The 23158-nt window shown below is 52.9% G+C and carries 23 protein-coding genes and 1 riboswitch; of the genes, 14 read left to right on the forward strand and 9 right to left on the reverse strand.

The window, feature by feature from the left end; all coding sequences use genetic code 11:
• Nucleotides 1-2 precede the first annotated feature (2 nt).
• The 10 genes from flhB (at nucleotide 3) to ACTZWV_RS18010 (ending at nucleotide 11448) form a co-directional block, all read left to right on the forward strand.
• Nucleotides 3-1154, forward strand: coding sequence for a flagellar biosynthesis protein FlhB (flhB, locus tag ACTZWV_RS17965; protein ID WP_444787863.1), 1152 nt, complete (start codon nucleotides 3-5; stop codon nucleotides 1152-1154).
• A gap of 3 nt (nucleotides 1155-1157) precedes the next feature.
• Nucleotides 1158-3230, forward strand: a complete 2073-nt coding sequence (flhA, locus tag ACTZWV_RS17970; protein ID WP_444787864.1) for a flagellar biosynthesis protein FlhA — start codon at nucleotides 1158-1160, stop codon at nucleotides 3228-3230.
• Between the two features lie 337 nt (nucleotides 3231-3567).
• A riboswitch (cyclic di-GMP riboswitch) is annotated at nucleotides 3568-3662 on the forward strand.
• A gap of 149 nt (nucleotides 3663-3811) precedes the next feature.
• Nucleotides 3812-4684, forward strand: a complete 873-nt coding sequence (locus ACTZWV_RS17975; protein ID WP_444787865.1) for an OmpA family protein — start codon at nucleotides 3812-3814, stop codon at nucleotides 4682-4684.
• Nucleotides 4684-6000: a sigma-54-dependent transcriptional regulator gene (locus tag ACTZWV_RS17980; protein WP_444787866.1), complete on the forward strand. Its 1317-nt coding sequence runs from the start codon at nucleotides 4684-4686 to the stop codon at nucleotides 5998-6000. Before ACTZWV_RS17975 ends, ACTZWV_RS17980 begins: the two co-directional genes overlap by 1 nt.
• 11 nt (nucleotides 6001-6011) lie before the next feature.
• Nucleotides 6012-6329, forward strand: a complete 318-nt coding sequence (locus ACTZWV_RS17985) for a flagellar hook-basal body complex protein FliE (RefSeq protein WP_444787867.1) — start codon at nucleotides 6012-6014, stop codon at nucleotides 6327-6329.
• A gap of 10 nt (nucleotides 6330-6339) precedes the next feature.
• Nucleotides 6340-8079 (forward strand): flagellar basal-body MS-ring/collar protein FliF, encoded by a 1740-nt coding sequence (fliF, locus tag ACTZWV_RS17990; RefSeq protein WP_444787868.1) that lies wholly within the window; start codon nucleotides 6340-6342, stop codon nucleotides 8077-8079.
• On the forward strand, nucleotides 8060-9079 hold the full coding sequence (locus tag ACTZWV_RS17995; protein WP_444787869.1) for a FliG C-terminal domain-containing protein: 1020 nt from the start codon (nucleotides 8060-8062) through the stop codon (nucleotides 9077-9079). Before fliF ends, ACTZWV_RS17995 begins: the two co-directional genes overlap by 20 nt.
• A 3-nt stretch (nucleotides 9080-9082) precedes the next feature.
• Nucleotides 9083-9721 (forward strand): FliH/SctL family protein, encoded by a 639-nt coding sequence (locus ACTZWV_RS18000; RefSeq protein ID WP_444787870.1) that lies wholly within the window; start codon nucleotides 9083-9085, stop codon nucleotides 9719-9721.
• A complete protein-coding gene (locus ACTZWV_RS18005; protein WP_444787871.1) occupies nucleotides 9708-11036 on the forward strand; it encodes a FliI/YscN family ATPase in 1329 nt (442 codons plus the stop codon). The genes ACTZWV_RS18000 and ACTZWV_RS18005 overlap by 14 nt, the downstream gene beginning before the upstream one ends.
• Nucleotides 11029-11448: a hypothetical protein gene (locus ACTZWV_RS18010; RefSeq protein WP_444787872.1), complete on the forward strand. Its 420-nt coding sequence runs from the start codon at nucleotides 11029-11031 to the stop codon at nucleotides 11446-11448. Before ACTZWV_RS18005 ends, ACTZWV_RS18010 begins: the two co-directional genes overlap by 8 nt.
• A 21-nt stretch (nucleotides 11449-11469) precedes the next feature.
• On the opposite strand, the gene ACTZWV_RS18015 is transcribed toward ACTZWV_RS18010, so the two are convergent.
• Nucleotides 11470-12168, reverse strand: a complete 699-nt coding sequence (locus ACTZWV_RS18015; RefSeq protein ID WP_444787873.1) for a M15 family metallopeptidase — start codon at nucleotides 12166-12168, stop codon at nucleotides 11470-11472.
• The gene (locus tag ACTZWV_RS18020; RefSeq protein ID WP_444787874.1) at nucleotides 12165-13553 is read right to left on the reverse strand and encodes a Na+/H+ antiporter NhaC family protein; all 1389 of its coding nucleotides are present in this window, start codon (nucleotides 13551-13553) and stop codon (nucleotides 12165-12167) included. Before ACTZWV_RS18020 ends, ACTZWV_RS18015 begins: the two co-directional genes overlap by 4 nt.
• 214 nt (nucleotides 13554-13767) lie before the next feature.
• On the opposite strand from ACTZWV_RS18020, the gene ACTZWV_RS18025 reads away from it, so the two are divergent.
• Entirely contained in the window at nucleotides 13768-15192 is a 1425-nt protein-coding gene (locus ACTZWV_RS18025; RefSeq protein WP_444787875.1) for a M14 family zinc carboxypeptidase, read from the forward strand.
• Between the two features lie 92 nt (nucleotides 15193-15284).
• On the opposite strand, the gene ACTZWV_RS18030 is transcribed toward ACTZWV_RS18025, so the two are convergent.
• Both ACTZWV_RS18030 and ACTZWV_RS18035 read right to left on the reverse strand, forming a co-directional pair.
• Nucleotides 15285-15758: a hypothetical protein gene (locus tag ACTZWV_RS18030; protein ID WP_444787876.1), complete on the reverse strand. Its 474-nt coding sequence runs from the start codon at nucleotides 15756-15758 to the stop codon at nucleotides 15285-15287.
• 8 nt (nucleotides 15759-15766) lie between these two features.
• Entirely contained in the window at nucleotides 15767-17077 is a 1311-nt protein-coding gene (locus ACTZWV_RS18035; protein WP_444787877.1) for a hypothetical protein, read from the reverse strand.
• A 217-nt stretch (nucleotides 17078-17294) separates the two neighbouring features.
• Between ACTZWV_RS18035 and ACTZWV_RS18040 the strand changes: the two genes are divergently transcribed.
• Entirely contained in the window at nucleotides 17295-17645 is a 351-nt protein-coding gene (locus ACTZWV_RS18040) for a hypothetical protein (RefSeq protein WP_444787878.1), read from the forward strand.
• 40 nt (nucleotides 17646-17685) lie between these two features.
• On the opposite strand, the gene ACTZWV_RS18045 is transcribed toward ACTZWV_RS18040, so the two are convergent.
• The gene (locus tag ACTZWV_RS18045) at nucleotides 17686-17949 is read right to left on the reverse strand and encodes a DUF3297 family protein (protein WP_444787879.1); all 264 of its coding nucleotides are present in this window, start codon (nucleotides 17947-17949) and stop codon (nucleotides 17686-17688) included.
• A gap of 126 nt (nucleotides 17950-18075) precedes the next feature.
• Nucleotides 18076-18621 (reverse strand): NADPH-dependent FMN reductase, encoded by a 546-nt coding sequence (locus ACTZWV_RS18050; RefSeq protein ID WP_444787880.1) that lies wholly within the window; start codon nucleotides 18619-18621, stop codon nucleotides 18076-18078.
• Nucleotides 18622-18820: 199 nt separating this feature from the next.
• On the opposite strand from ACTZWV_RS18050, the gene ACTZWV_RS18055 reads away from it, so the two are divergent.
• A complete protein-coding gene (locus ACTZWV_RS18055) occupies nucleotides 18821-19510 on the forward strand; it encodes a pirin family protein (RefSeq protein ID WP_444787881.1) in 690 nt (229 codons plus the stop codon).
• A gap of 142 nt (nucleotides 19511-19652) precedes the next feature.
• A complete protein-coding gene (locus tag ACTZWV_RS18060) occupies nucleotides 19653-20144 on the forward strand; it encodes a copper resistance protein NlpE (protein WP_444787882.1) in 492 nt (163 codons plus the stop codon).
• A gap of 41 nt (nucleotides 20145-20185) precedes the next feature.
• On the opposite strand, the gene ACTZWV_RS18065 is transcribed toward ACTZWV_RS18060, so the two are convergent.
• Genes ACTZWV_RS18065 through ACTZWV_RS18075 form a run of 3 tightly spaced genes read right to left on the reverse strand, consistent with a single transcriptional unit; the run spans nucleotide 20186 to nucleotide 23157 of the window.
• Nucleotides 20186-21358: an exo-beta-N-acetylmuramidase NamZ family protein gene (locus ACTZWV_RS18065; protein ID WP_444787883.1), complete on the reverse strand. Its 1173-nt coding sequence runs from the start codon at nucleotides 21356-21358 to the stop codon at nucleotides 20186-20188.
• Between the two features lies 1 nt (nucleotide 21359).
• Nucleotides 21360-22286 (reverse strand): N-acetylmuramic acid 6-phosphate etherase, encoded by a 927-nt coding sequence (gene murQ, locus ACTZWV_RS18070; RefSeq protein ID WP_444787884.1) that lies wholly within the window; start codon nucleotides 22284-22286, stop codon nucleotides 21360-21362.
• Entirely contained in the window at nucleotides 22276-23157 is an 882-nt protein-coding gene (locus tag ACTZWV_RS18075; RefSeq protein WP_444787885.1) for a BadF/BadG/BcrA/BcrD ATPase family protein, read from the reverse strand. Before ACTZWV_RS18075 ends, murQ begins: the two co-directional genes overlap by 11 nt.
• Nucleotide 23158 lies beyond the last annotated feature (1 nt).

Consider the following 23158-nt stretch of genomic DNA (forward strand, 5'->3'; position numbering starts at 1 on the left):
CCATGGCAGAGCAGAACAGTTCGCAGGAAAAAACCGAACAGCCCACCGAGAAACGGCTGAAAAAAGCCCGTAAAGACGGCCAGGTGGCACGCTCGAAAGAGCTGAATACGGCGGTGTTATTAATGCTGGGTGTGGCGGGTTTGCTGTGGTTTGCTCAATTGCTGTTTACCTTGTTTATGCAACTGATGCAAAGCAGCATGCAGCTGAACAAAGAGATGCTGGCAAACAATAAACTGATGCCGCTGGCTATCGGCCAGGCTTTTTTGGATATGCTTGGCGCCATGCTGCCGTTTCTGCTGTTATTGTTTTTGGCGATGTGGATTGTCGGTACCTTGCCGGGCGGCTTTATTTTTTCCGGCTCTTTGGCCGCGCCCAAGTTTAATAAGTTAAATCCGTTAACCGGGTTGGCGCGGATGTTCAGTGCCAATGCCCTGGTCGAGCTGGTTAAGTCGATTATTAAAGTGCTGTTGCTGGGCGGCTGTTTATACGGTTTTCTCAGCCAGCTCTGGACGCGGATGCTGTTTTTACAGCGGCTGGATTTAACCACAGCCTTGCAGGAAGGTTTTGCCCTACTGGCGTTGAGTTTAATGATTACTGTCACCTTATTGCTGCTGGTAGCGGCGATAGATGTGCCGTATCAGCAGTACACCATTTCATCTAAAGTGAAGATGACCAAGCAGGAAGTAAAAGAAGAACGCAAATCATCTGATGGCAGCCCCGAAATTAAAGGCCGTATCCGCCAAATCCAGTTTCAGATGGCCAACCGCAAAATTGAAGAGCGGGTGCCCAAAGCCGATGTCATTGTGATGAACCCGACACACTATGCGGTGGCGATCCGCTATAGCGAAAAAGATGCCAGAGCACCCTATGTGGTGGCTAAGGGTATAGATGAGATGGCGCTGCGGATTAAGGCCGTGGGCCAGCGCCATCAGATAGAAATATTGGAGGTACCGGTACTGGCACGGGCGATTTATTACTCTACCCGTGTCGATCAGGAAGTGCCAAAAGGTTTATACACGGCGGTAGCTTACGTGCTGACTTACGTTATGCAGTTAAAAGCTTACAAGAATGGCCGTGGCCAGCAACCGGCGCCGTTACCGGCGTTGGAGATCCCGAAAAATTTGTTAGACCAAGCTAATGTCCGAGGTAGTTAAACAGTGAACTGGCGTACTCTTACCCAACCCTATACCGCAATTCCCGTATTGCTGCTGGCTATTTTGGCGATGGTGGTGTTGCCACTGCCGGCCTGGATGCTGGATGCGTTGTTTACCTTTAACATAGTGCTGTCGGTGATCGTACTGCTGGTGGCGGTGTCGAGCAAAAAACCGCTGGATTTTTCGGTGTTCCCCACGGTATTGCTGGTGGCTACCTTAATGCGGTTGACGCTGAATATTGCCTCTACCCGGGTGGTGTTGCTGCATGGCCATGAAGGCTCAGATGTTGCCGGCCGCGTGATCCAGGCCTTTGGTGAAGTGGTAATTGGCGGCAACTATGTTGTCGGTATGGTGGTGTTTATTATTCTGATGGTGATCAACTTTGTTGTGATCACCAAAGGTGGCGAACGTATTTCTGAAGTTGCCGCCCGTTTCACCCTCGATGCCTTACCCGGTAAGCAGATGGCGATAGATGCCGACCTGAACGCCGGTTTAATTGGTCCGGAGCAAGCTAAAGAGCGGCGCAATGAAGTGGCACGCGAAGCTGATTTTTACGGTTCGATGGACGGGGCCTCTAAGTTTGTTCGCGGTGATGCTATTGCCGGGTTAATTATTCTGGTGATTAACCTGATAGGCGGTATCAGCATCGGTGTGTTCCAACACGGCTTGAGTATGGGGGAAGCCTTCCAGCGTTTTGCGCTGTTAACCATAGGTGATGGCTTAGTAGCCCAAATTCCGTCGCTGCTGTTGGCCGTTGCCGCCGCCATTATCGTGACGCGGATGAACGACGAAGGCGAAATGTCGGACGAAGTGGGCCGGCAACTGCTGGCGTCACCCAGGGTGCTGCTGACCACCGGCGGCATTATGCTGATTTTGGGTCTGGTGCCGGGTATGCCGGGGCTGGCGTTTATCGGCTTTGGCTTACCGCTGGTGTATGTTGCCTGGCGCTTGCAGCAGCGGGTCGACAAAGGTGATCTGGCTGAAGCCGAGTTGCTGACGGAGAGCATAGCGCAAACGCCGTCGGCGCTGCGCTGGGAAGATATTCCGCATGTTGACCGGATCTCAATTGAATTAGGTTTCCGCCTGGTGTACCTGGCCGATAAAGACAAAGGCGAAGAGCTGGTGCAAACCCTGCGCGGTATTCGCAAAACCTTATCGGAACAAAGCGGCTTTTTATTGCCGGAAGTGCGGGTGCGCGATAATTTGCAGCTTAACCCGCAAGAATACCGCATTAAACTGGCCGGGGTGCCGCTGACGACCGGCCGGTTAAACCCGCAGCAGTTGCTGGCACTGAATACCGGCGATATTTATGGCCAGCTGGACGGCGAGATCACGCGGGATCCGGCCTATGGCCTGGAAGCGGTGTGGATAGATAACAACAGCCGGGCCAAAGCCTTGAATTTAGGTTATTCGGTGGTGGATCTGGCTACTGTTATTGCCACCCATGCCGGCAAAGTGATTAAAGAGCATTTATCTGAGCTGTTTGTGTATGAGGATGTAAAACAGTTGAATAAACGGCTGGCCTCAGTGGCGCCGGTATTGGCTGAAGCGCTGGATAAAGCGCTGACCGCAACAGTACAGCTTAAAGTGTACCGCTTACTACTGCGCGAGCAGGTCAGCCTGGGCGATATTCTCAGCATCGCCAGCACCTTGCTCGACAGCAGCGAAGTGACCAAAGATCCTATCTTACTAACATCGGATGTGCGCTGTGCCTTGCAACGCGCCTTAGTGCGGCAGATCAGCGGTGATAAAGAAGAGCTGAGCGCCTTTACGCTGGATGAAAAGCTGGAGCAAACCTTACAAAGTGCACTAAACCAAGCGATGCAGGCCGGCAAAGTAGCACTGGACAGCTTCCCGGTGGCGCCAAACCTGCTAAGCCAGTTCCAGCGCAATATGCCGTTGATCAGCAGCCAGATGCAGCAGCAGGGCTTAACGCCTGCGCTGGTCGTGGTGCCGCAGTTGCGGCCGTTGTTGGCACGTTATGCGCGTACTTTCACGCAGAACTCGCTGGCGGTGTTGTCCTATAACGAAATTCCGGAAACGGTGCGGGTAAATGTCATAGGTGCGCTGGGCTAACTGCAGCTGACAAGCAAGCGGGGCGTTAGCGGGTCCGGCTACAGCTGTCATGTTGATGTAACAGGCTGTAGCTAATATACGGCGGATATAAAGGCTCTGTTTAGATAGTTTTGCAGTTATTTGCACATAGTTAGTCAAAAATCAGCCTGGCTGGTCCGAGCAGTTGTGGCAATTATGTAACGAGAGGCGAAAAAATAAACTGCGGCAAGTTGATGATCCTAAAGATCTAATAAGATCTTGTGAAAAAAGATGCTTGCCTTGCAGTGCTAATTTAGTTATCTTTTAATTTATTCAGTTTCAGTTCATAAATGGCATAGCTTTTTATGAACAGGTTAAGACAATTAAAAGGCAAACTGCACCGAAAGGGCAGGACGCAAAGCCTCCGGTCTACGACGTTTTTATTAAAAACGCTACGATAGCGGGGTTGCATTAGCTTAGCGGCATCCTTCGGGTATGCCTCTGCCTGCACGGCTGTCCGTGTCAGAACAGAGCGCTTTCTATGCGGTTTTCCTTTTATTTTCTTCAACTTTTGGTGTTACTGCCCGGCAGTAACGGTTGTGGTTAATTAAAAGGATATTGATGTGTCATTGTTATCTCTGAGTCTCTGGCTTAGTGCCTCTGCCGCCGGCGGTGCACTGGCGGCTGCGTTGCTGGTGCAACCGGCAGAACAGGCAGACTGGCAGTTGCACAGCAGCGCTTTTCATTGTCGGTTACAGCAAGTAGTTAACGGCGTGGGTGATGTCAGTTTTCTGGCAGAACCCGGCCATTCGCTGCGCTTGGATCTGGCATTAGCACAACCTTACTATGCGTTAGCACAAGCCAGCGTGGCCGCCCGGCCTGCCGATTGGCAACCAGGCGCGGCGACAGCCGCGGCAGATTTTCCCTACAACGCCGAGCTATACCACGATACTAAAGTCAGCTTTATCACCGGTGCCTTACCTTTATTACAGCAAATTCAATTCGGTAACTGGCTGCAATTTGAGCTCAGTGATAAGCAGCATAAACAACAAATACTGCTTACCAGTGTCAGCGGTTCCGGCGCGGTGGAGCAGTTCCGTGGCTGCGTGGCGCAAATGTCGCCGTTATCCTGGCAACAAGCCAGAGACAGCGAAATTCAGTTTGCTGATGGCCAGCGTACCCTGACGCGGCAACAGTTGCCGCAGTTGCAAAAACTGGCGCGCTATCTGCAATTAGACCCCTCAGTCAGCAAAATACTTATCGATGGGCATACCGATGATGTCGGCACTGTATTGGCGAACCGTGTGCTGTCGCAGGAAAGGGCTGATGAAGTCGCTGCGCAGTTGATTGAGTTGGGCGTGAGTGCATCTAAGTTAGAAATCCGCGCTCATGGTAACCGTTATCCGCTGTTGAACAGCCAGGGTAAGCCGGAGCAAGCTAACCGCCGCGTATCGGTGCGGTTAATCCGTAGCGGCGCGCAGCAGGAGGCGGAATAATGAAACATTCTGCTTATGTACTGTGGATAGCCCAACAACAGCCTGATGCTGAAGTACGCCAATGCATTCAAAGTGAAGGTTACCAGCTGCTGCACACTGCCGATGTTACTGAAATCGTCGGCCTGTGCCATGATTATCAACCGGCGCTGGCCTTTATTGACTGCGACCTGCCGCAAATGGCGTTACCGGATCTGGTTAGCCTGGTGTGCCGCAAGCTGCCGGCGGCGCAAATTATCAGTATGGTCGGTAACGATCAAAGTGAGTTGGCGTCCGATACCTTACAAAGCGGCGCAATAGATTATTTACTAAAGCCTTTTTTCTGCTCGCAGTTAAAAACCTCAATCCGTAATGCCAGTGCGATGAGCCGCGGCTTAAAGGATCTGGTAGCGGTATCGCACGCCAGCCGGCAGATTTTGCAGTTGGCTAACCGTGCTGCGCAAACCGAAGCCAGCGTGTTGATCCTCGGTGAATCCGGTACCGGCAAAGAGCGGCTGGCGCAGTTTATTCATCAGGCTTCAGATCGTGCTGACAAGCCGTTTATTGCCGTGAACTGTGCCGCTATTCCGGAACATATGCTGGAGGCCATGCTATTTGGCCACAACAAAGGCGCTTTTACCGGTGCGGTAAACCAACAGATAGGTAAGTTTGAAGCGGCCAACGGCGGCACTATTTTGCTGGATGAAATATCCGAGCTGCCACTGGCACTGCAGGCCAAATTGCTGCGGGTATTGCAGGAGCGTGAAGTAGAGCGGCTGGGCAGCAACAGCCGCATTAAGCTGGATATTCGCGTGATTGCAGCCAGTAACAAAAACTTGCGTAGCCAGGTAGAGCAAGGCCTGTTCCGTGAAGATTTATTCTACCGGTTGGATGTGTTGCCACTGAGCTGGCCGGCACTGCGCGAGCGGCGCGACGATATTTTGCCACTGGCAGAGTTCTTTATTAATAAGTACGGCAACGGCAAGTACCGTTTAAGCCGTGGTGCGGCCGATGTGATGTTGCAATACAACTGGCCGGGTAATGTGCGTGAGCTGGAAAACATTATGCAGCGTGCTTTAGTGATGGCGCGTGGTATTGAGCTGCAAATAGCCGATTTAAATTTACCGCAGTGCCACCCGCAAGCGGCCGCAATTTGCGCCAGCTTGCTCAAGCAAAGTAAGAAAGACGCCGAATTTGATTACATTTTAAATGTACTGAATAAGTTTAACGGCCACCGTACCCGTACGGCGCAGGCGTTGGGTGTCAGCACCCGCGCCCTGCGTTACAAAATAGCAGCCATGCGTGAGCATGGTGTCGACATAGACGCATTAGCTTCTTAAGGATAACCAGTATGATTTCACCGATAGACAGTCAAAGCCAGATGCTGCAAATGATGACCAGATTACAACAGGTTGCCGGCAGTGAACAGATTACCCCAGCCAGTAACGATAGCGGCATTAGCAGTGATTTTAGCAAGGTTATCCGCTCTGTGAACCAGCAGCAAAATATTGCGGCAGATCTGATGACGGCAGTCGATACCGGTCGCAGTGACGACGTGGTTGGCGCCATGGTAGCCAGCCAAAAAGCGGATTTAAGTTTCTCCATGCTGATGCAGGTACGCAACAAGGTACTGAGCGGCATTGATGACGTGATGCGAATGTCACTGTAAGGACAATGCAATGAAAGGCGAAGTGGTTAAAACTATGCCCCCGGTCAGTATCGAGGGCAACTTTCGCGAGAAAGTCATTAATTTGTCTAACCGGTTCAGCTGGTTACCGGGCGGTGATCGCAGCATAGCGTCTATAGCGCTGCTGGCAACCCTGGTGGCGGCGACTATAGTGCTGATCCTGTGGACCTCGGCGAAAAACTATGTGCCGCTGTATGGCAACCAGGAACATTACGACAAAGCCGGTATTCTGGAAATTCTGGATAAAGAAAAGGTGGCGTTTCGTATCGACACCGACAGCGGCAACATTATGGTGCCGCAGGACCGCTTAGCCGACGCCCGTATTACGCTGGCCGCACGCGGCATTAAAGCGGCCATGCCGGAAGGGCTGTCTACCATAGGTGAAAAAGTCACTATGGGCACCAGCCAGTTTATGGAGTCTATGCAGTACCAGCATGCGCTGGAAGGCGAGTTGGCCCGCACCATTATTACCATGGACGGCATTCGCAACAGCCGCGTGCATTTGGCAGTGCCCAAACGCAATTTGTTTGTCGGCCGCCAGGAAGAAAAATCTGCCGCCTCAGTGATGGTTGATTTAGCCCCGGGCTACGAGTTAAAGCCAAATCAGGTGGAAGCCATTGTCAGCCTGATCGCCGGCAGTGTGCCGGGCTTAGACCCGCGCAAAATATCGGTAGTGGATCAGCGCGGTAAACTGCTGACCGGTGAATTGTACGACGAGACGCCGGTAGGTAAAGAAACCGATAAAAAACTGGCCTTTGTGCAAAAGCTGGAACGCAATATCGAGCAGCGTGCTTCTATTATGCTGTTGCCGATTTTAGGTGACGGTAATTACCGCATCCAGGTGTCGTCAGATGTTGATTTCAGTGTGGTAGAAGAAACCCGCGAGGCAATAGACCCGGAGTCTGTGGTGCGGTCTGAATCCATCAAAACCGATACCATGCTGGACCAGCTGGCGATGGGTATTCCGGGCGCGTTGGCCAACCAACCACCGTTACCGGCCGATCAACAAGCTGAAGATAATAATCAGCGCACTTCAGAGCGCAATGAAAGCAGCCGTCAGTTTGACAGCGGCCGCGCCGTTACCCATACGCGGTTTGAAGTGGGCCGGTTAAAGTCGATGAGTGTGTCGGTGTTGGTAAACGAAGGTGCCGCCGGTGACGCCGGCTGGACCCAGGCGCAACTGCAGCAATTGGGTGACATGGTCAAAACCGCCACCGGCTTTCAGGCTGAGCGCGGCGATCAGTTTAATATCACCAGCTTTGGCTTTGTTGCCCCGGCTCCGGTTAGTGCACCGCTGGCCGGCTTGCCATGGTGGCAACTGCCGGAAATAAAAGAGTATGCCCGTTACCTGTTTGCCAGTTTAATTGGTTTGGCGTTGATCCTGTTTGGTGTGCGGCCGCTGGTTAATCATCTGGTTAGCGGTAAAAAGCAGCGCACTGCAGAGCCGGATGCGCTGTATGGCGCAGCAGACGATGCCGCGGTAGCCGCACTGTCAGCGCAAAGCACAACTAAGCGCAGTGCCGACAGCGCTGACGCCGACGACATAGCGTCAGATAGCAGCGCCATGCCGCAGCCGGGCTTCAATGCTATTAATTTACCGCAGGTTGGCTCTGAGTTTGCCGAGCAAATTACGCATATGCAGCTGTTAGCCAGCAAAGAATCTGAGCGCGTAACGGCAGTAATTAAATATTGGGTAGAGCGGGGAGTCAGCATTGAATCAACTAAGGTCTGAAGCCAGCCGCACCATTACCGATCTGGATCGGGCGGCTATTTTGTTGCTGAGCATGGGCGAAGAGAACGCCGCCGGCATCATTAAAAAATTAAACCGGCATGAGGTAAAGGCGCTGTCTGAGCGGATGGCAAAAATTGCCAATGTTACCCAGGACGATGTCGCAGTGATCCTGCAGGACTTTTTTGACTGCTACCGCAACGAAAGCGGCGTTAGTGGCGCATCGCGCGTTTATCTGGAGCGGGCACTGGACAGAGCGGTAGGCCGCAAGTTAGCACGCGGCATGCTGGACGACATCTACGGCGGCGCCCTGGCCGACGACATTCGCCGGTTGGAATGGGTACCGGCCGAGCTGCTGGCACGCTTTTTAGAGCAGGAACATATTCAGATGCAGGCCTTGCTGCTGGCATTTTTACCGGCAGAGCAGGCATCCGCGGTTATTTCGTTGTTTGCCAAGCAGAAGCATGACGACATTTTGTATCGCATTGCCAGTTTGCGCGAAGTCAGCGAGCACGTGATGGACGATTTGCGCCACACACTGGAAGCCTGTATTGCCTTTGTTGGCGAGCAGGTGGGCGCCCGGGTAAACGGCGTGGAAAAAGTGGCGGAAATCATGAACCGTTACAGCGGTAATAAAGCCGAGATTATGGATTTGTTAAAGCAGCACAATGCGGTAACGGCCGAAGCGGTACAGGACAAGATGTACGATTTCGGCTCGCTGGCACGGCAAAGCGAAGATGTACTGGCTTATCTGCTGAACGAAATTCCGGACGAGCTGTGGGTGGTGGCGCTAAAAGGCTGTGAAGCGGAGTTGCTGAACAACATTATGGCGGCGTTACCAAAACGTCTGGCTCAGGTTTACCGCCAGCAAATTGAAGGCACCAAGGCGCAAACCGTGACCAAGGTAGAATCAGCCCGCGCCGAGATTATGCAAATGATCCGCCAGATGATGGCCAAAGGTGAAGTGGACTACCGCTTATACGAAGAGGCGACCCTGGGGTAATTTATGGCGGACCCGTATCGTTTTCCCGGTGTACAACGTGATCTGTCACAGCAGAGCATTGAACAGCAACTGCAGCTGGCGTATGAGCGTGGCTTAACGGATGGCAAGCGGCTGGGCGCTGCAGAGGGCAAACAACAGGCGCAGCAAACGGCGCAGCAGCAAGCGCAGGCCGAAGCCGGCGAACAACTTAAGCAGGCAGTACGCGCATTACGCCAGCAGTTTGAGCAGCAGTTAACGCAGTTACAGCAGCAACTGGCCGGGCAACAGCAGCAACAGGAACAACAATTGGCGCTGGGTGTATTCGAGCTGGTAAGCCAACTGGCACAAAGTACACTGGAGGCTGAACTTAGCCTGCAACCGGCGCACTTACAGCAAGCGGTTAACAGCCTGCTGCCGCTGCTGCAGGTTAATGAACACATCAGCGCCGTGCGTTTGGCGCCGCAAGACTGGGCAGTGTGGCAACAGTTAGACGTTACCGCGCTGGGCGAGGTGCAACTGCAGGCCGATCACAGCCTGGCGCCGGGGAGCGCGGCCTTTGTCGGCACGGCGCAACTGCACCTGGTGGATTTTCGCCAGCGTTTAGCCGCCATGTTGCCGCAGGTGCAACAGCAATTACAGGCCGCAGACGATGTCAGTGCTTAAGCGCTTGCAGCAGGCGGCAGAGCAACTGCAGCCGGGCCCGTTGTGCCAGAGCTTTGGCACCCTGGTGCGGGTAAACGGCATGATCTTAACAGTGGCCGGCGGCCAATATACGCTGGGCCAGCGTTATCAGGTGGAAGGCCAGCACGGCTGCTGGATTGAAGCCGAAGTCGTCGGTTTTGACCGTGACCAGGCGTTTTTAATGCCGTTAACAGACGCCAGCGCCCTGACCACCGGCGCCAAAGTGCGGCCGTTAACCCATGATCAGGCATTAACCGTCAGCCATGCCTTACTCGGCCGTGTGGTAGATGGCTTAATGCAGCCACTGGATGGCGGTCCGGCCTTAGTTAAAGGTGAGCATATTACCGCGCAATTAGCGGCGGTGAATCCGATGCAGAAAAAAGGCGTCACCACGCCGCTGGATGTCGGTATTAAAGCCATCAACGGTTTATTTACTGTAGGCCAGGGCCAGCGGCTGGGGTTATTTGCCGGCTCCGGCGTGGGTAAAAGTAAACTGCTTGGCATGATGACACGCTTTACTGCGGCAGACGTGGTGATAGTTGGCCTGGTAGGTGAGCGCGGCTGGGAAGTAAAAGATTTTATAGAACACAGCCTGGGCCCGGATGGCATGAAAAAAGCCATAGTGGTAGCAGCACCGGCCGATCAGTCGCCGTTGCTGCGGATGCGCAGTGCCGAGTTAGCGCACCGTTTGGCCGCCTGGTTTCGTGACCAGGGCCTGCATGTATTACTGCTGGTTGATTCGTTAACCCGCTATGCCCAGGCGCAACGCGAAATTGCGCTGTCGGTCGGCGAGCCGCCGGCTACCCGCGGTTATCCGCCGTCGGTGTTCAGCAAGTTAACCCAGTTAGTAGAGCGTGCCGGCAACAGCAATGACAGTAGTGGCAGCATGACCGCCATTTATACCGTGTTGGCCGAAGGTGACGATCAGCAGGATCCGATAGCCGACGCTGCCCGCGCTATTTTGGACGGCCACGTGGTATTAAGCCGCGAGCTGGCCGAGCGCGGCCATTATCCGGCCATTGATATAGGCGCTTCTATCAGCCGGGTGATGCCGAATATTGTCTCGGAGCAGCAACTGAAAAGCTGTTACAGCTTAAAACGTTTGTACAGCCGTTATCAGCAGGTGCAGGAGCTGATCCCGCTGGGCGCTTATCAGGCCGGCCGTGATACCGAGCTGGACCGGGCAGTAGCGCTGTATCCGAAAATTGAGCAATTTCTTTGTCAGGGCTTAAATCAGCAAGTTGATTTTGCCGAGACCGAACAACAGTTAGCAACTTTGGTGACGCAGCATGCTTAAAAAATATCTGCAAACACAACAAGATAACTTCGATGCGATGCGCAGCCGGCACAGCCGGTTGCAACAACTGGCCGGGCAGGAGCAGCAGCGCAGCAGTGTGCTGGCGCAGCATATCGGCAGCCTGGAAAGTAATCAGCAAATGCTCTGCAGTTTAAGCCTGCAGAACTTATCCGGCTTAAAGCACATTATGCATGACCTGGCAGCAGAGCAGCAGCAACGCAGTGCGCTGGCAGAGCAGGAAGCGGTGACGCAGCAACAGGCCTGTAATAAACAGGCGGCCTATAATCTGGCAATAGAACAGTTGCTGCAACAGCGCCAGCAGCGCCAACTGTTACAACAGCAGCGCCGCGAACAAAAGCAACAGGACGAGTTGGCGATGCAAATGCATTTGCGCCGCCGTACCGGCAGTTAAGCGGCCCTGAGTTGGTTGGCGTCAGCGGACGATAAAATCAAAATACTGTTCGGTATATACCGGCGGTTGGTGGGTAAAGTGCCACCATTCCATACTGTATACCTTAAAGCCGGCTGCGTGCATCAGGTCTTCCAGCAGTTGCCGGTTGGCCTGTTGCTCTGCGCTGATGCCGGGCGCACCAACATTAGAGATCGGATCAAACATATCAAACTTTGAGCCCATATCAATCGGCCGCCAGTTACCGCTGCTGTCTTTCGCTGCCAGGGTTAAATCTATAGTGCTGCCACGGCTGTGGCCGGACTTTTCGGCAATATATTCGCCCACCAGTTTATCTTTGCCCAGGTTAGGGTAGTACTGCGCTTTAGTACCGGTATCGGCTAAATCTGCCGCCCAGCGCATAAAATGGTTTACTGCCCGCTGAGGCCGGTAACAATCAAAAATCCACAGCCTATAGCCTTGAGCCTCTGCGGCTTGCTGCACCTGTACCAGCGCCTGAGCCGCATTCTGTTGCAGGTAGCATTTATTCGCCTGGTAACCATCAACCCGGCTGCCGACAAAGTTGTTACTGCCAAGGTAAGCCATATGCACCTGTGCCTGCGGCACCAGGGTGGCAATATCAATAAAGTCGGCCGGTATCTCAGCCGGTGTTGGTGTGACCGTTGCTGGTGTTACAGCCGCGCAACCGCTTAGCAGCAGGGCCGTTAGTGGCAGTATTTTCATATCATCAGCACTCCGGCCAGCAGAAACGCCAGCAGCGCCAGGGCGCCGCAAAACAGCGCATAGGGCAGCTGAGTTTTCACGTGTTCGAGTAAGTCACAACCCGAGGCGACCGAGCTGACGGCGGTGCTGTCGGAAATTGGCGAGCAGTGATCGCCAAATACGCCGCCGCTAAGTATTGCCGCCAGCACCAAAGACGGCGGCAGGCCGAGCAACTCCACCATCGGCATGCCAATGGGGATCAAAATAGCAAAGGTGCCCCAACTGGTGCCGGTAGTGAATGAAATTAAGCCGCCGGCCAAAAACAGCAGGCATGGGATCAACACCAGCGGCAGGCTGTCATTAACAATAGACGCAATAAAAGTGCCGGTACCCAGCAGTTTTAAACTGCTGCCCAGCGCCAGAGATAACAGCACTATGGTGACCAGTGGCAGCAGTTCGCTCATACCTTTAAAACCGATATCCACCAGTTGCTGATGTTTAAAGCGTTTACTGAATAACATCATGCAGTAAGCCACCAAACAGGCCAGCGTAGTAGCATACAGCACCGATTGCGAGCCTGAGCCCTCTACCAGCCGGCCATTGCCGGTCATCAGCATAAAGCCCAGCATCGATGCCACCAGGGTCAGCAGCGGCAGCAGCATAAAAGACGGATGGCTGGGTTTAACATCAATTTCGGTGTGGGCCGCCAGCGTATGCAGCTGCTGCTCCGACTTACGCATCGGGCCATATACCTTACCGGTTATAATGGTGTACAGCACCACAGTCAGCGTAAACAGTGCATAAAAGTTCAGCGGTATAGTGCCAATCAGCACCGAAACAGCGTTATCGCCCAGCGAGTAGGTGCTGAGCAAACCAAGAATATAAGCGCCCCAGCCGTTAAGCAGAATAATAATGCAGATAGGTGCACTGGTACTGTCGATAATATAGGCCAGCCGCGCACGGCTCATTTTAAACTTGTCGAACAAACCGCGCGAGCTGATACCGGCAGTAAGCGAGCTGAGGTTAGACTCAATAAAGGTCACCGAGCTGATAAAGAAGGTGAGTAAGCCGGCCTGACGCGGGGTTTTGGCAATACCTTTTTCCACCAGCATTTTTACCGTGGCCGACACGCCGCCGGAGTCGCGCATATAAGCCAGCAAGCCACCGACTAATAAGGAGAACATTAAAATACGGGCGTTATCACCGTCTTTGGTTACCGCCACTATGCGCTCCAGTGTTTGAATACTGCCATCGAGCAGCAAGCCCGGGCCTGCGCCACCGGCCTGCAAAAAGATCAGTAATTCAGCACTGCACAACGACAGCAACAGCGCGAGGATCACCTCTTTGCGCCACAGTACGATGATAATGGCTACCAGTGCCGGTACCAGGGTTAACCAATCAGCCAAAATGGCCTCCTGTTATTATTATTGTTTGCGTAAAAGCTGAATAATTTATACCGGTTGTCAGGTTTGGCCGCAAGCCTTGTGGTTGCTTTTGCGATAAAGCGGCGCTTGCGTTGGATGGGGCCGGCAACAGGTTTGGCCGTGGCCGGATAACTTGCTTTTGTTAACAAAGTTGCGCCATGCTTAGCCACACAAGATGTTAGCTTAAAGGTGCAGCATGCAACGTATACTAATCTGGTTTCTGGCCGGTTTCTTCAGTTTATCCACGGTGGTACAAGCAATGACATTCAGCAGTTTATCGGCACAGCAGTATAACAACATTAAACAAGCCGGGCTGGATAAGCGGCAACTGGTGCACAGCGATATTGCTCCTGTGCTGCAACAGCATCAGCAAAATCCGTTATTCCGCTTTACGCAGGCCGGCCAGTCGGCGCAGGGTACGGCCATATGGCAAATTGATATTGGCAGCGGGCCGGTTAAAATACTGGCCTGGTCGCAAATGCACGGTGATGAATCAACCGCCACTGCCGCTTTGATGGACCTGCTGAATTTTATTGCTGCTGAGCAAAACCGCAGCTGGCGCGAGCAATGGTTAAGCAAAGTAACACTGCGGCTGTTGCCGATGGTTAACCCGGACGGTGCGGCCGCGCATTCGCGCTTCAACAGCATGGGCATTGATATTAACCGCGATGCCAAAGCCTTACAGACGCCGGAAGGCCGCGTGCTGATGCAGGTGGCCAAAGCATTTAAACCGGATTTTGGCTTGAACCTGCACGACCAAAACCGCTTTTATACCGTTGGCGACAGCGCTAAGCCGGCAACTATTTCACTGCTGGCACCGGCATTTAACGAGGCAAAAGATATTGATGCCGCGCGCAAAAAAGCCATGCAGCTTATCGGTGATATGGCCACTTTAATGTCACGTGAAATGCCGGGTTACCTGGCAAAATACGATGATACCTTTTCCTGGCGCTCTTTTGGCGATACCTTCGCCGGTATGGGCATCAGCACGGTATTAATTGAATCCGGCGGCCACCCGGTTGATGATACCCGCCAGGTAGCACGGCGGCTAAATACCCAGCTGCTGATAATGAGCATTGAAAGTATCGGCAGTGGCGCCTATCAGCAACAGCCGCTCAGCGCCTATCAGGCGATACCTTTTAACCGCGATGACGGCATTAAAGATCTGCTGCTGGACAATATTAGCCTTAATGTAAACGGCCACAAGGCGCTGATTGATATAGCGCTGGATTTGGATATCGACGGCAACCGCCGGGCGCGTATCCGTGATATCGGCGATTTATCTATTTATGCCGCCTACCACAAATTTGACGCCGGCGGCCTGCAGTATCAGGCAGCCAAAGCCTATGCTCTAACCAAACCGTTAACGCTGGATAACGCCGGCTACCTGGCGCTGCTGCGCGAAGGTTACAGCCACTTCAGCGGTGACGAGAGCCTGCTAACTAACAACAGCGACTTACCGCTGTTAGTTAATCCACAGGGCTTAACCGGACCAACCCCGGCCAGATACCGCAATGCTACTTTTTTGCTGGCCAATGACCAGGGCGTGCAAGTAGCCGTATTAAACGGCCAATTGCTGGATTTACGCAGCGGCAAATTACTGCAGCCGGCGGCGATATAAGCCTCAATGGCGGCAATAACTTTATCTGCCGCCGTTATCAGGGAGTTGTAGTCAACGAGCAGGTCAGAGTCCGGCGGTAACTAAAACTAACGTTAATTAGCGCCTAATCGTTCAAACAATGGCAATAATACCTTCTCGACACGCTCGTCAGTTATTTGAAACTCTTGTGGCCAGGAAGATAAGATGTGAGACTTTCGGGACTTGTTTACGATCTTAAACCCCGATTTGTCGTAGTTACCGGCATTCATACTTCTACCGATAATAATTTCTTCATTGTTAAAATGCGCCATGCACCGATGCTGGTCTTTAGGTAAACCTCCTTCAGAAGGAAGCTTCCAAAACCCGTTTAAAATAGTGTCTTTAAGCCAACTCAAAGCAGACAGTGGTAGTTCGGTCTGATACTCGGTGTTTCTAATTTTCCCACGGGAAATCTCATAAATTATCAGCAACTTGTCGCTACAGAAATACTTAACTTCTTTGCTACCTGTTTCATCGAGTAATTCGTTACCCAAAAATTTGTACAATGCCATTTCAGCTGCATTGTTTAAAAGATTAATGTCTTTCATGATGCTAATTATTTCCCTGAAAGCTTAATTGCTTTAACTGATTTACGAGACTCCAGCTCTCTAATAGACTCTGGTTTGTGTTGAATCTCCAACACTTCCAGCGCCCCTGGCGAGCCTTTTTGGCTATATCTTTCAGTCAGTCCGTCACCTGTAAATACTTCCCAAGCGCCTATTTCTGATAGGATTTTTTGCCGAGCTATAAATTTATCCTGCTCAGCCTGGTCAGAGAAGTACTCGGCTGCAAATCTCTCGGCTTCCTTTGTTTCGAACGTGTCGCGCCAATCCTGCCCGTTACCAACTACATCTTTATTAAATGCATCCCAGTGTGCTCTAAACTCTTCGGAATATTCCGGCGTCATGACTTGCTCAATCAATTCAGGCTTAATGTCGCCAGAAAATTCATCTTTCAGTTTTGACTGCATATTCTTGAAAGTTGGCACAAACGTATCTGGCCCATCGGTCAAATAATTCTCTCCGCGATCGACGATATACAGAGTGTACTCTTTGTTTGGATCGTATTTGGTACCAAATAGATCCGCAATCAGGGCCGGGTCGGTATCAGCACGCTCAATCATATCAAAAGTCGACATCCATAAAGGATGGCGGCCAGATGAGCGCATATGTCCGATAGGTTTATCAATAGAGTCTGCCGAAGGACTAAAGCGCACCATGAAACGGTCATTTGGTAATGTTCCCGCTGCAGCCATAGCGCGCAGCTCTGAATCTGAGTATTTAGGCACATAACCATTAGCGGCTAAATCGTCAGCGGCCTTTTTCAGCAAAGCTTCGCAATCTTCCAAACTTTGCGGCGGGTTAGCAGGTTTCTTAGCTGGCGGGCTCTTCACCTCATGCGTTGCTGCTTTGGCTGTTGTGGTTTCCTCTGGCGCTGTGCCACCGCCTGGTTTGGCTGTTCTGGTTACCGGCGCCGGGGCAGCGCCACTGCCGCCGGTTTCCGGTGCTAAGCCGCCTTCGCCAATGCTGTTATCCTCCGGTGGCTGGCCCCAGCCTTCGGTGAGTTGCCATATGCGCATTTCATCGGCGGCGAACATTTTTATTAAGGAATCGCGCAGTTCGAAATTGCTTAGTTTGGATAAATCAAACTGCCACGGCTTGGCGTGTTGATACATTGCCGCCCAAATTGCACGATGGCTCCAATGCGGTTCCAGGTCGTGCAGGAAATAGCGGCCAAACTGCATATCTTTTACGTCACTGAGGCAATCTTCACCCAAATCAGCGTAAGCCAGTAAACAATTGCTGCACAAATAAGTTTTGCCCCATTTGTCTGCCAATATTACGCCGTCGTAGTGTCTGTCCAGCATCCTGCCACCTTCTCAGTACCGAAAAGTTTAAAAACTCAGAAAATAAGGATTCTATCGCCGGTAAATATATTGTCAATTTAATGCTGCATATATTGGTTTTTTCATTATTGTTTTGCTGTTTAAAGCAGTAATTACTGCCGAAATATTATACGGGCTATACGAGTCCGGCTACTTTGCTATACTGAGCAAGCTTTACACTAACACTTTGGAGAACAACATGAAATTTGCTGCATTGTTGCTAACGTTACTGCCTGTTTCGCTGTTTGCAGCGGATAACCAGGTAATACATTGCCAATCAGGTGAGGCCGTGCGGGTAATCGAAGTCGCCTATCCGCAGGGCACTGAACTGCCATGCGAAGTACAGTACACCAAAGACGGTCAAACTCAGGTACTGTGGCGTGCCAGCGCTGATGCCGGTTACTGTGAGGACAAAGCGGCACAGTTTGCCGAAAAACAGCGCGGCTGGGGTTGGCAATGTGTTGCTACCGCCGGTAAAGCGCAAAAAGATACAGACGATGAGCCTGATACAGACAGCCAGCCTGATACAGAAGAACAGCCGCAGAACTAAGCGGCTGTTAGCTTAACTGCGGCGGCTGTAACGCAGCGTTTTAACGATAAAACGCTTCAACAGTACCTTTAACGGTCATCAACAGCGGTTGGCCACGGCGGTCCAGCGCTTTAGGCGCAGCCGCTTTTACCCAACCTTCGCTGATGCAATATTCTTCCACATCAAAGCGTTCTTTACCGTTTAGCTTAATACCAATATCATGCTCGAAAATTTCCGCCACATAATGCGGGCTGCGCGGGTTAACAGAAAGGCGATCCGGTAACGCCGGGCGTGCAGTGGTTTCGTTTTTTGTAGTGTCGTTCATGGCTTCGGCCTATGCTAAATAAAATATGCGCCATTGTAGGCAAAGCCGGCATTGCGCTCAAGGCAAAACTACATGTACCTTTAAGGTGCTGTCAGCCGTTGTCTGCCTGAGCTGTTGCTGGCGGTTTTACCGCGCCAGTTGCTGTTGCCACTTTGCCAGTGCATCCAGCTGTTTACGCACCAGGCCCTGGATTTTCTCGTCAATTAAATTGCCGTCGCTGTCAAAACTGCCGGTAAAGGCATTGGCGAACACTTCCGGCTGGTTTAGCGGGTGCAGGTTTAAAAACACGCACACCTGGCGCAGGTGGTACTGTGACCGGCTGGTGCCCATGCCGCCACCGGCGCCGAGCATGGCTACCGGCTTGCCGGTCAGCAGGTGGTTGTCGGGTTCGCGCGAGGCCCAGTCCAGCGCGTTTTTCAGCGCCGGCGCCAGCGAGTAGTTATATTCCGGGCAGGCCAGTAACAAGGCATCGGCTTCGGCCATCTGTTTCAGCAATTGCTGCACGGCTGCCGGCTTTTCCGCCAGATCAGCATTATAAAATGGTACTTCCATTAAATCTGCCAGATGAATTTTCATGCCATCCGGTGCATGGGCCTGCGCATAGCGCACCAGGCCGCGGTTAGTGGATTTAGCGCGTAAGCTGCCGCAAATGGCCAGTACATTAATACTCATTATTTGCTCCGTATATTGCCAAAAAAGGACTGTGTGAAAAGAACTGCCTGAAAAAGCATTGTGTCAGTGTAGCTTAGGTGGCTGTGTTTAACCCAGGTTCAAATTATTTGAACATTGAGCGCAAATTATTCCGCTTTTTCCGCTGTAACAGCGCCGTTATGCTGTCTGCGTAATATGAACTTAATTCAGGAGCAGCAAGATGTTTGATATCAGATATGCAGCAGATCGTGGTAAAGCCGATTTTGGTTGGTTACAAAGCCGCCACACCTTTTCCTTTGCCAGCTACTACGACCCGGCACAGATGGGGTTTTCAGCGCTGCGGGTAATTAACGACGACAGAGTCGCGCCCGGCGCCGGTTTTGATACCCACGGCCACAAAGATATGGAAATTTTAAGCCTGGTGCTGTCCGGCCAGATTGCGCACAAAGACTCGGCCGGTAATACCGAAGTACTGCCTGCCGGTGAGTTTCAGTTGATGAGCGCCGGCCGCGGTATTTACCACAGCGAGTTTAATGCCAGCGAGCAGGATGAGCTGACGTTTTTACAAATTTGGCTACAGCCGAACCAACAGGGCGGTGAGCCGGGTTATCAGCAAAAAGACTTTGGCCAGCGCGACGGCTTAACGCTGATCTTGTCACCGGATGGCCGCGACGGCAGTTTAACGCTGCGCCAGGATGCTTTGCTGTATCAGTTAATTCTGCCAACGGCACAGCAGCTGACGTACAGTAGCCGGGCCGGTCGCAAGCAGTATATCCACTTGATCAGCGGCGAGCTGGACGTGGCCGGTAACAAGCTGCAACCTGGTGATGGCATTAAAATCAGCGATGAAACGGCGTTGCCGCTTAGCGCTACTGCGGCGGTTAAAGCGTTGATCTTTGATTTACCTTAAAGGCTTGTCTGCAGCCTTAGTGTCATTCAGCCGGCATAAAGTGACGGCGCAGCAGTATGGTGACTAACTATGGTAAACAGCTATCGCCGCGTTGCCGTTGCTGCAGCGCCGGCGATACAGATTGCGCTAAGGAGACAGAACCATGAATAGCCGTGTAACTGTGTTAACTATTACCGCCTTACTGTTGTTGGCCGGCTGTGACAACAATACGCCGGGTAAAGTGCCAACGAATAAGCCGGTGGCGGATGCCGTTACAGCTACTGCCGCCGGGTCGGTGCCGGCAGATAGCGAACATAATGCCCGTAACAGCCTGGATTGGGCCGGCACTTACGAGGGGATGCTGCCCTGTGCTGATTGTGAAGGCATCAGTACTACAGTGGTGTTAAGCGCTGATGGCGGTTATCAGTTAAGCCAGGTGTATATTGGTAAGTCGGCACAGGAATTTAACAGCAGCGGTAAGTTTAACTGGAATGAGGCCGGCAACACGGTATTGCTGGAAGCTGAGCAGCCGGTACAGTTTTTTGTCGGCGAAAACCAGCTGTCTATGCTGGACCAGCAGGGTAAGCGCATAGAGGGCGAGTTGGCTGCGCGCTACAACCTGAAAAAGCAGCAGGACAAACCGGCGGCGCCTTAACGTTTAACCGGCATATTGCCGGCTTTGCCACGCTGGCCGGCTCAGGGATAGAGTAAATAAGGCTGGCGTTGCTGCCGAAAGTGCTGCAACGCGTCTTGCCAGCTGTCGCGGATTTGCTGTTCACTCAAGCCTTGCTCTATCTGCAGGCGTAACTGGTCGGTGCCGGCCAGTTTGTCCATAAAGCCGGCCGCGCTGAAAAACGGCTCTTGTTGCGCTTTAAACAGCGCATGCCAACGCAACAGATAATCTAAACTCAGGCCTTGTACTTTGGCCTGGCGTAAATCTTCACCCAGCAGCACTTTATCCATTAACGGCGGCGTTAACGCGGCGCCCGGAGTAGACACCGGCACAAACTGAAAATTACCGGTGCTGAATTTGTCATAGCCAATTACCTGAAACGGAAAAGTTGTACCACGGCCGACACTCAGCGGTGTGGCTTCAAAAAAGCCCAGCGACGGATACAGTGCCACCGCTTGATCATTGGGCAAATTCGGGCTGGGTTTTACCGGCAGTGAATAGGGCCGGTTACGCTGATAGCCGCTTAGCGGTACTACGCTAAGTTGCAGTTGCTCAGCGTTGTTTATCCAGCCTTCGCCTTTAATCATCTGCGCCAGCTCGGCTACTGTCATGCCGTGTAGCAGCGGAATGGGGTGCATACCAACAAAGGATTGAAATTGCAGCTCCAGCACCGGGCCGTCGACATAGGCGCCGTTAGGGTTGGGCCGGTCCAGCACCAGCATGCTGACGCCATGGTCGGCAGCGGCCTGCATCATATAGTGCATTGAGCTGATATAGGTGTAATAGCGCACACCTACATCCTGAATATCAAAAATCACCACATCCAGTTGCTGCATTTGCTCTGCCGATGGCTGTTTATTGGCGCCGTATAACGACCACAGTGGTAGCCCGGTTTTGCTGTCTACGCCGGATTTTACGCTGGCGCCGGCGTCATGATCACCGCGAAAGCCATGCTCGGGGGCAAAAATACTGACGACATTAACGCCGTTGGCCAGCAGCACATCCACCAGGTGTTGCTCACCGATGATGGAGGTTTGATTAACCAGCAAGCCCACCCGTTTACCGGCTAACAGCGGCAGATACAGGGCGGTTTGCTCCGCCCCGGTTTGCACTACCGGTGCGGTAGCGGTTTTTTGGCAGGCCGCCAGCAACATCAAGCCGCACAACACAATGCCGCTCAGTGGTATATAGCGCATCTTATTTGGCCTCTAATACTTTGCGGATAAAGCCTTGCTGCTGCGCCAACTGCTGCTGACAGTGGGCTATGCTTTGGCCGCTGAGCAGGTGCAAAATAGCCAGTTTGGCATTCATGCCGGCCGCTTGTAACGCCTGCTGCGCACTGTCGGCATCGCAGTCGGTGGCTTGCATAACAATGCGCACCGCGCGGGCAACCAGCTTCTGATTACTGGCATGTAAATCTACCATCAGGTTTTGGTACACCTTGCCACTGCGGATCATCGCGGTGGTGGTTAGCATATTTAACACCAGCTTTTGCGCGCTGCCGGCTTTCATCCGCGTGGAGCCGGTCAGTACTTCCGGGCCTACTTCGGCACAAATACCGATATCGGCGGCGCTGAGGATTGGCGCATTGGCATTACAGCTGATGGCAGCGGTAACACAACCGATACTGCGGGCATAGGCCAAACCGCCCAACACATAAGGCGTGCGGCCGCTGGCAGCAATACCCACCAGAATATCTTTGGCGCTTAAGCCAATACGTTGTAAATCGGTGACGGCCAGCTGCGGGTCGTCTTCTGCGCCTTCTACGGCTTTATACACAGCCCCTTCGCCACCGGCGATCAGCGCCACTACCTGAGATGATGGTACGCTGAAGGTGGGCGGGCATTCTACCGCATCGAGGATGCCAAGGCGGCCACTGGTACCGGCGCCCAAATACACTAAACGGCCACCGGCAGCAAAGGCGGTGACGATATGCTCGGCCACGGCAGCGACCTGCTCCAGGCAGTTTGCCACACTGTGCGCTACGGTTTGGTCGGCCGCGTTAATGCGTTTTACTATCTCGATACTGGATAGTAAATCGATGTCCATACTGTCCGGGCTGCGGGCTTCAGAACTCATGTTATCCAGCTGCTGCAGCAGGTTATCGCGTTGTTTATCCGTCATGACGTGTTTCCGCAGTTGTGTGGTGTTGTGTAGCCAAAATAAAGGCGCCGTCCAGTGCACTGCCGCGTGCCGTTTGCAGTTGCGCGCACAGTGAGTCCGGTAACAGCGGTAGGGTGTCGGCCGCCAGGCCGCCGAGCAAGACTACCGGTAAAGCATAGTGTGCCAGGCCTTGTGTAATCAGTTGGCTTACTGCTGCGGTTTGTTGTTGCAGCAGGCTGGCTGCCACAGCGCATTGCCGCTGGTATTGAAATACCAGCGGTGCCAGCGCAGCAAAATCATTTGGTTCGGCGCTTTTCAGCCAGGGCAACAACTGTGCGGCGCTGTGGCCGATTTTGCCGGCAATAGCCTGCAGCAACGGGCTTTGTACACCGTCCAGGCTGTCGACCTGCCAGAGCAATTGCCGCACCGCCAGCTTGCCCAACCAGGCGCCGCCGGCTTCATCGCCGATATTAAAGCCCCAGCCGCCTATTTGTTGTTCAGTACCATCCGGCAGCAGGCGCATGGCAACCGAGCCGGTACCCAGCGCCACCACCAGCACCGGCTGGCCAAGGTTGGCGCCGTATAAGGAGGTGCGGGCGTCGGTGGTGACCAGCAAGCTGTGGTACAACGGCGCCAACTGCGCATAGGCTTGCTGTTGCTGCTGCGGGTTACCTGCACCGGCCAGCCCCATCACTACCTGCAATTTGCTGCTGTCAACGCCGGCATCGCGGCACAGCGCCGTGCTTAGCTGGTTAATATTGTGCAGCGCCAAAGCAAAATCATTAGTCAGCGATGCCGGCCCGGCCTGTTGTTGCCATTGCCGGCCGCTAACAGTATCGGTTAGCCGCGCCAGGGTTTTACTGCCGCCGCCATCGACGGTGAGGATCCACATA

It is taken from the genome of Rheinheimera sp. NSM, from assembly GCF_052380015.1.
Taxonomy (GTDB): Bacteria; Pseudomonadota; Gammaproteobacteria; order Enterobacterales; family Alteromonadaceae; genus Alishewanella.

Bases quoted from the DNA above. Each gene is read 5' to 3' on its own strand.
- flhB (WP_444787863.1), top strand. From the start codon at position 3: ATGGCAGAGCAGAACAGTTCGCAGGAAAAAACCGAACAGCCCACCGAG.
- ACTZWV_RS17980 (WP_444787866.1), top strand. From the start codon at position 4,684: ATGAAACATTCTGCTTATGTACTGTGGATAGCCCAACAACAGCCTGAT.
- ACTZWV_RS17985 (WP_444787867.1), top strand. From the start codon at position 6,012: ATGATTTCACCGATAGACAGTCAAAGCCAGATGCTGCAAATGATGACC.
- fliF (WP_444787868.1), top strand. From the start codon at position 6,340: ATGAAAGGCGAAGTGGTTAAAACTATGCCCCCGGTCAGTATCGAGGGC.
- ACTZWV_RS18000 (WP_444787870.1), top strand. From the start codon at position 9,083: ATGGCGGACCCGTATCGTTTTCCCGGTGTACAACGTGATCTGTCACAG.
- ACTZWV_RS18005 (WP_444787871.1), top strand. From the start codon at position 9,708: ATGTCAGTGCTTAAGCGCTTGCAGCAGGCGGCAGAGCAACTGCAGCCG.
- ACTZWV_RS18010 (WP_444787872.1), top strand. From the start codon at position 11,029: ATGCTTAAAAAATATCTGCAAACACAACAAGATAACTTCGATGCGATG.
- ACTZWV_RS18015 (WP_444787873.1), bottom strand. From the start codon at position 12,168: ATGAAAATACTGCCACTAACGGCCCTGCTGCTAAGCGGTTGCGCGGCT.
- ACTZWV_RS18025 (WP_444787875.1), top strand. From the start codon at position 13,768: ATGCAACGTATACTAATCTGGTTTCTGGCCGGTTTCTTCAGTTTATCC.
- ACTZWV_RS18030 (WP_444787876.1), bottom strand. From the start codon at position 15,758: ATGAAAGACATTAATCTTTTAAACAATGCAGCTGAAATGGCATTGTAC.
- ACTZWV_RS18035 (WP_444787877.1), bottom strand. From the start codon at position 17,077: ATGCTGGACAGACACTACGACGGCGTAATATTGGCAGACAAATGGGGC.
- ACTZWV_RS18040 (WP_444787878.1), top strand. From the start codon at position 17,295: ATGAAATTTGCTGCATTGTTGCTAACGTTACTGCCTGTTTCGCTGTTT.
- ACTZWV_RS18045 (WP_444787879.1), bottom strand. From the start codon at position 17,949: ATGAACGACACTACAAAAAACGAAACCACTGCACGCCCGGCGTTACCG.
- ACTZWV_RS18050 (WP_444787880.1), bottom strand. From the start codon at position 18,621: ATGAGTATTAATGTACTGGCCATTTGCGGCAGCTTACGCGCTAAATCC.
- ACTZWV_RS18055 (WP_444787881.1), top strand. From the start codon at position 18,821: ATGTTTGATATCAGATATGCAGCAGATCGTGGTAAAGCCGATTTTGGT.
- ACTZWV_RS18060 (WP_444787882.1), top strand. From the start codon at position 19,653: ATGAATAGCCGTGTAACTGTGTTAACTATTACCGCCTTACTGTTGTTG.
- ACTZWV_RS18065 (WP_444787883.1), bottom strand. From the start codon at position 21,358: ATGCGCTATATACCACTGAGCGGCATTGTGTTGTGCGGCTTGATGTTG.
- murQ (WP_444787884.1), bottom strand. From the start codon at position 22,286: ATGACGGATAAACAACGCGATAACCTGCTGCAGCAGCTGGATAACATG.
- ACTZWV_RS18075 (WP_444787885.1), bottom strand. From the start codon at position 23,157: ATGTGGATCCTCACCGTCGATGGCGGCGGCAGTAAAACCCTGGCGCGG.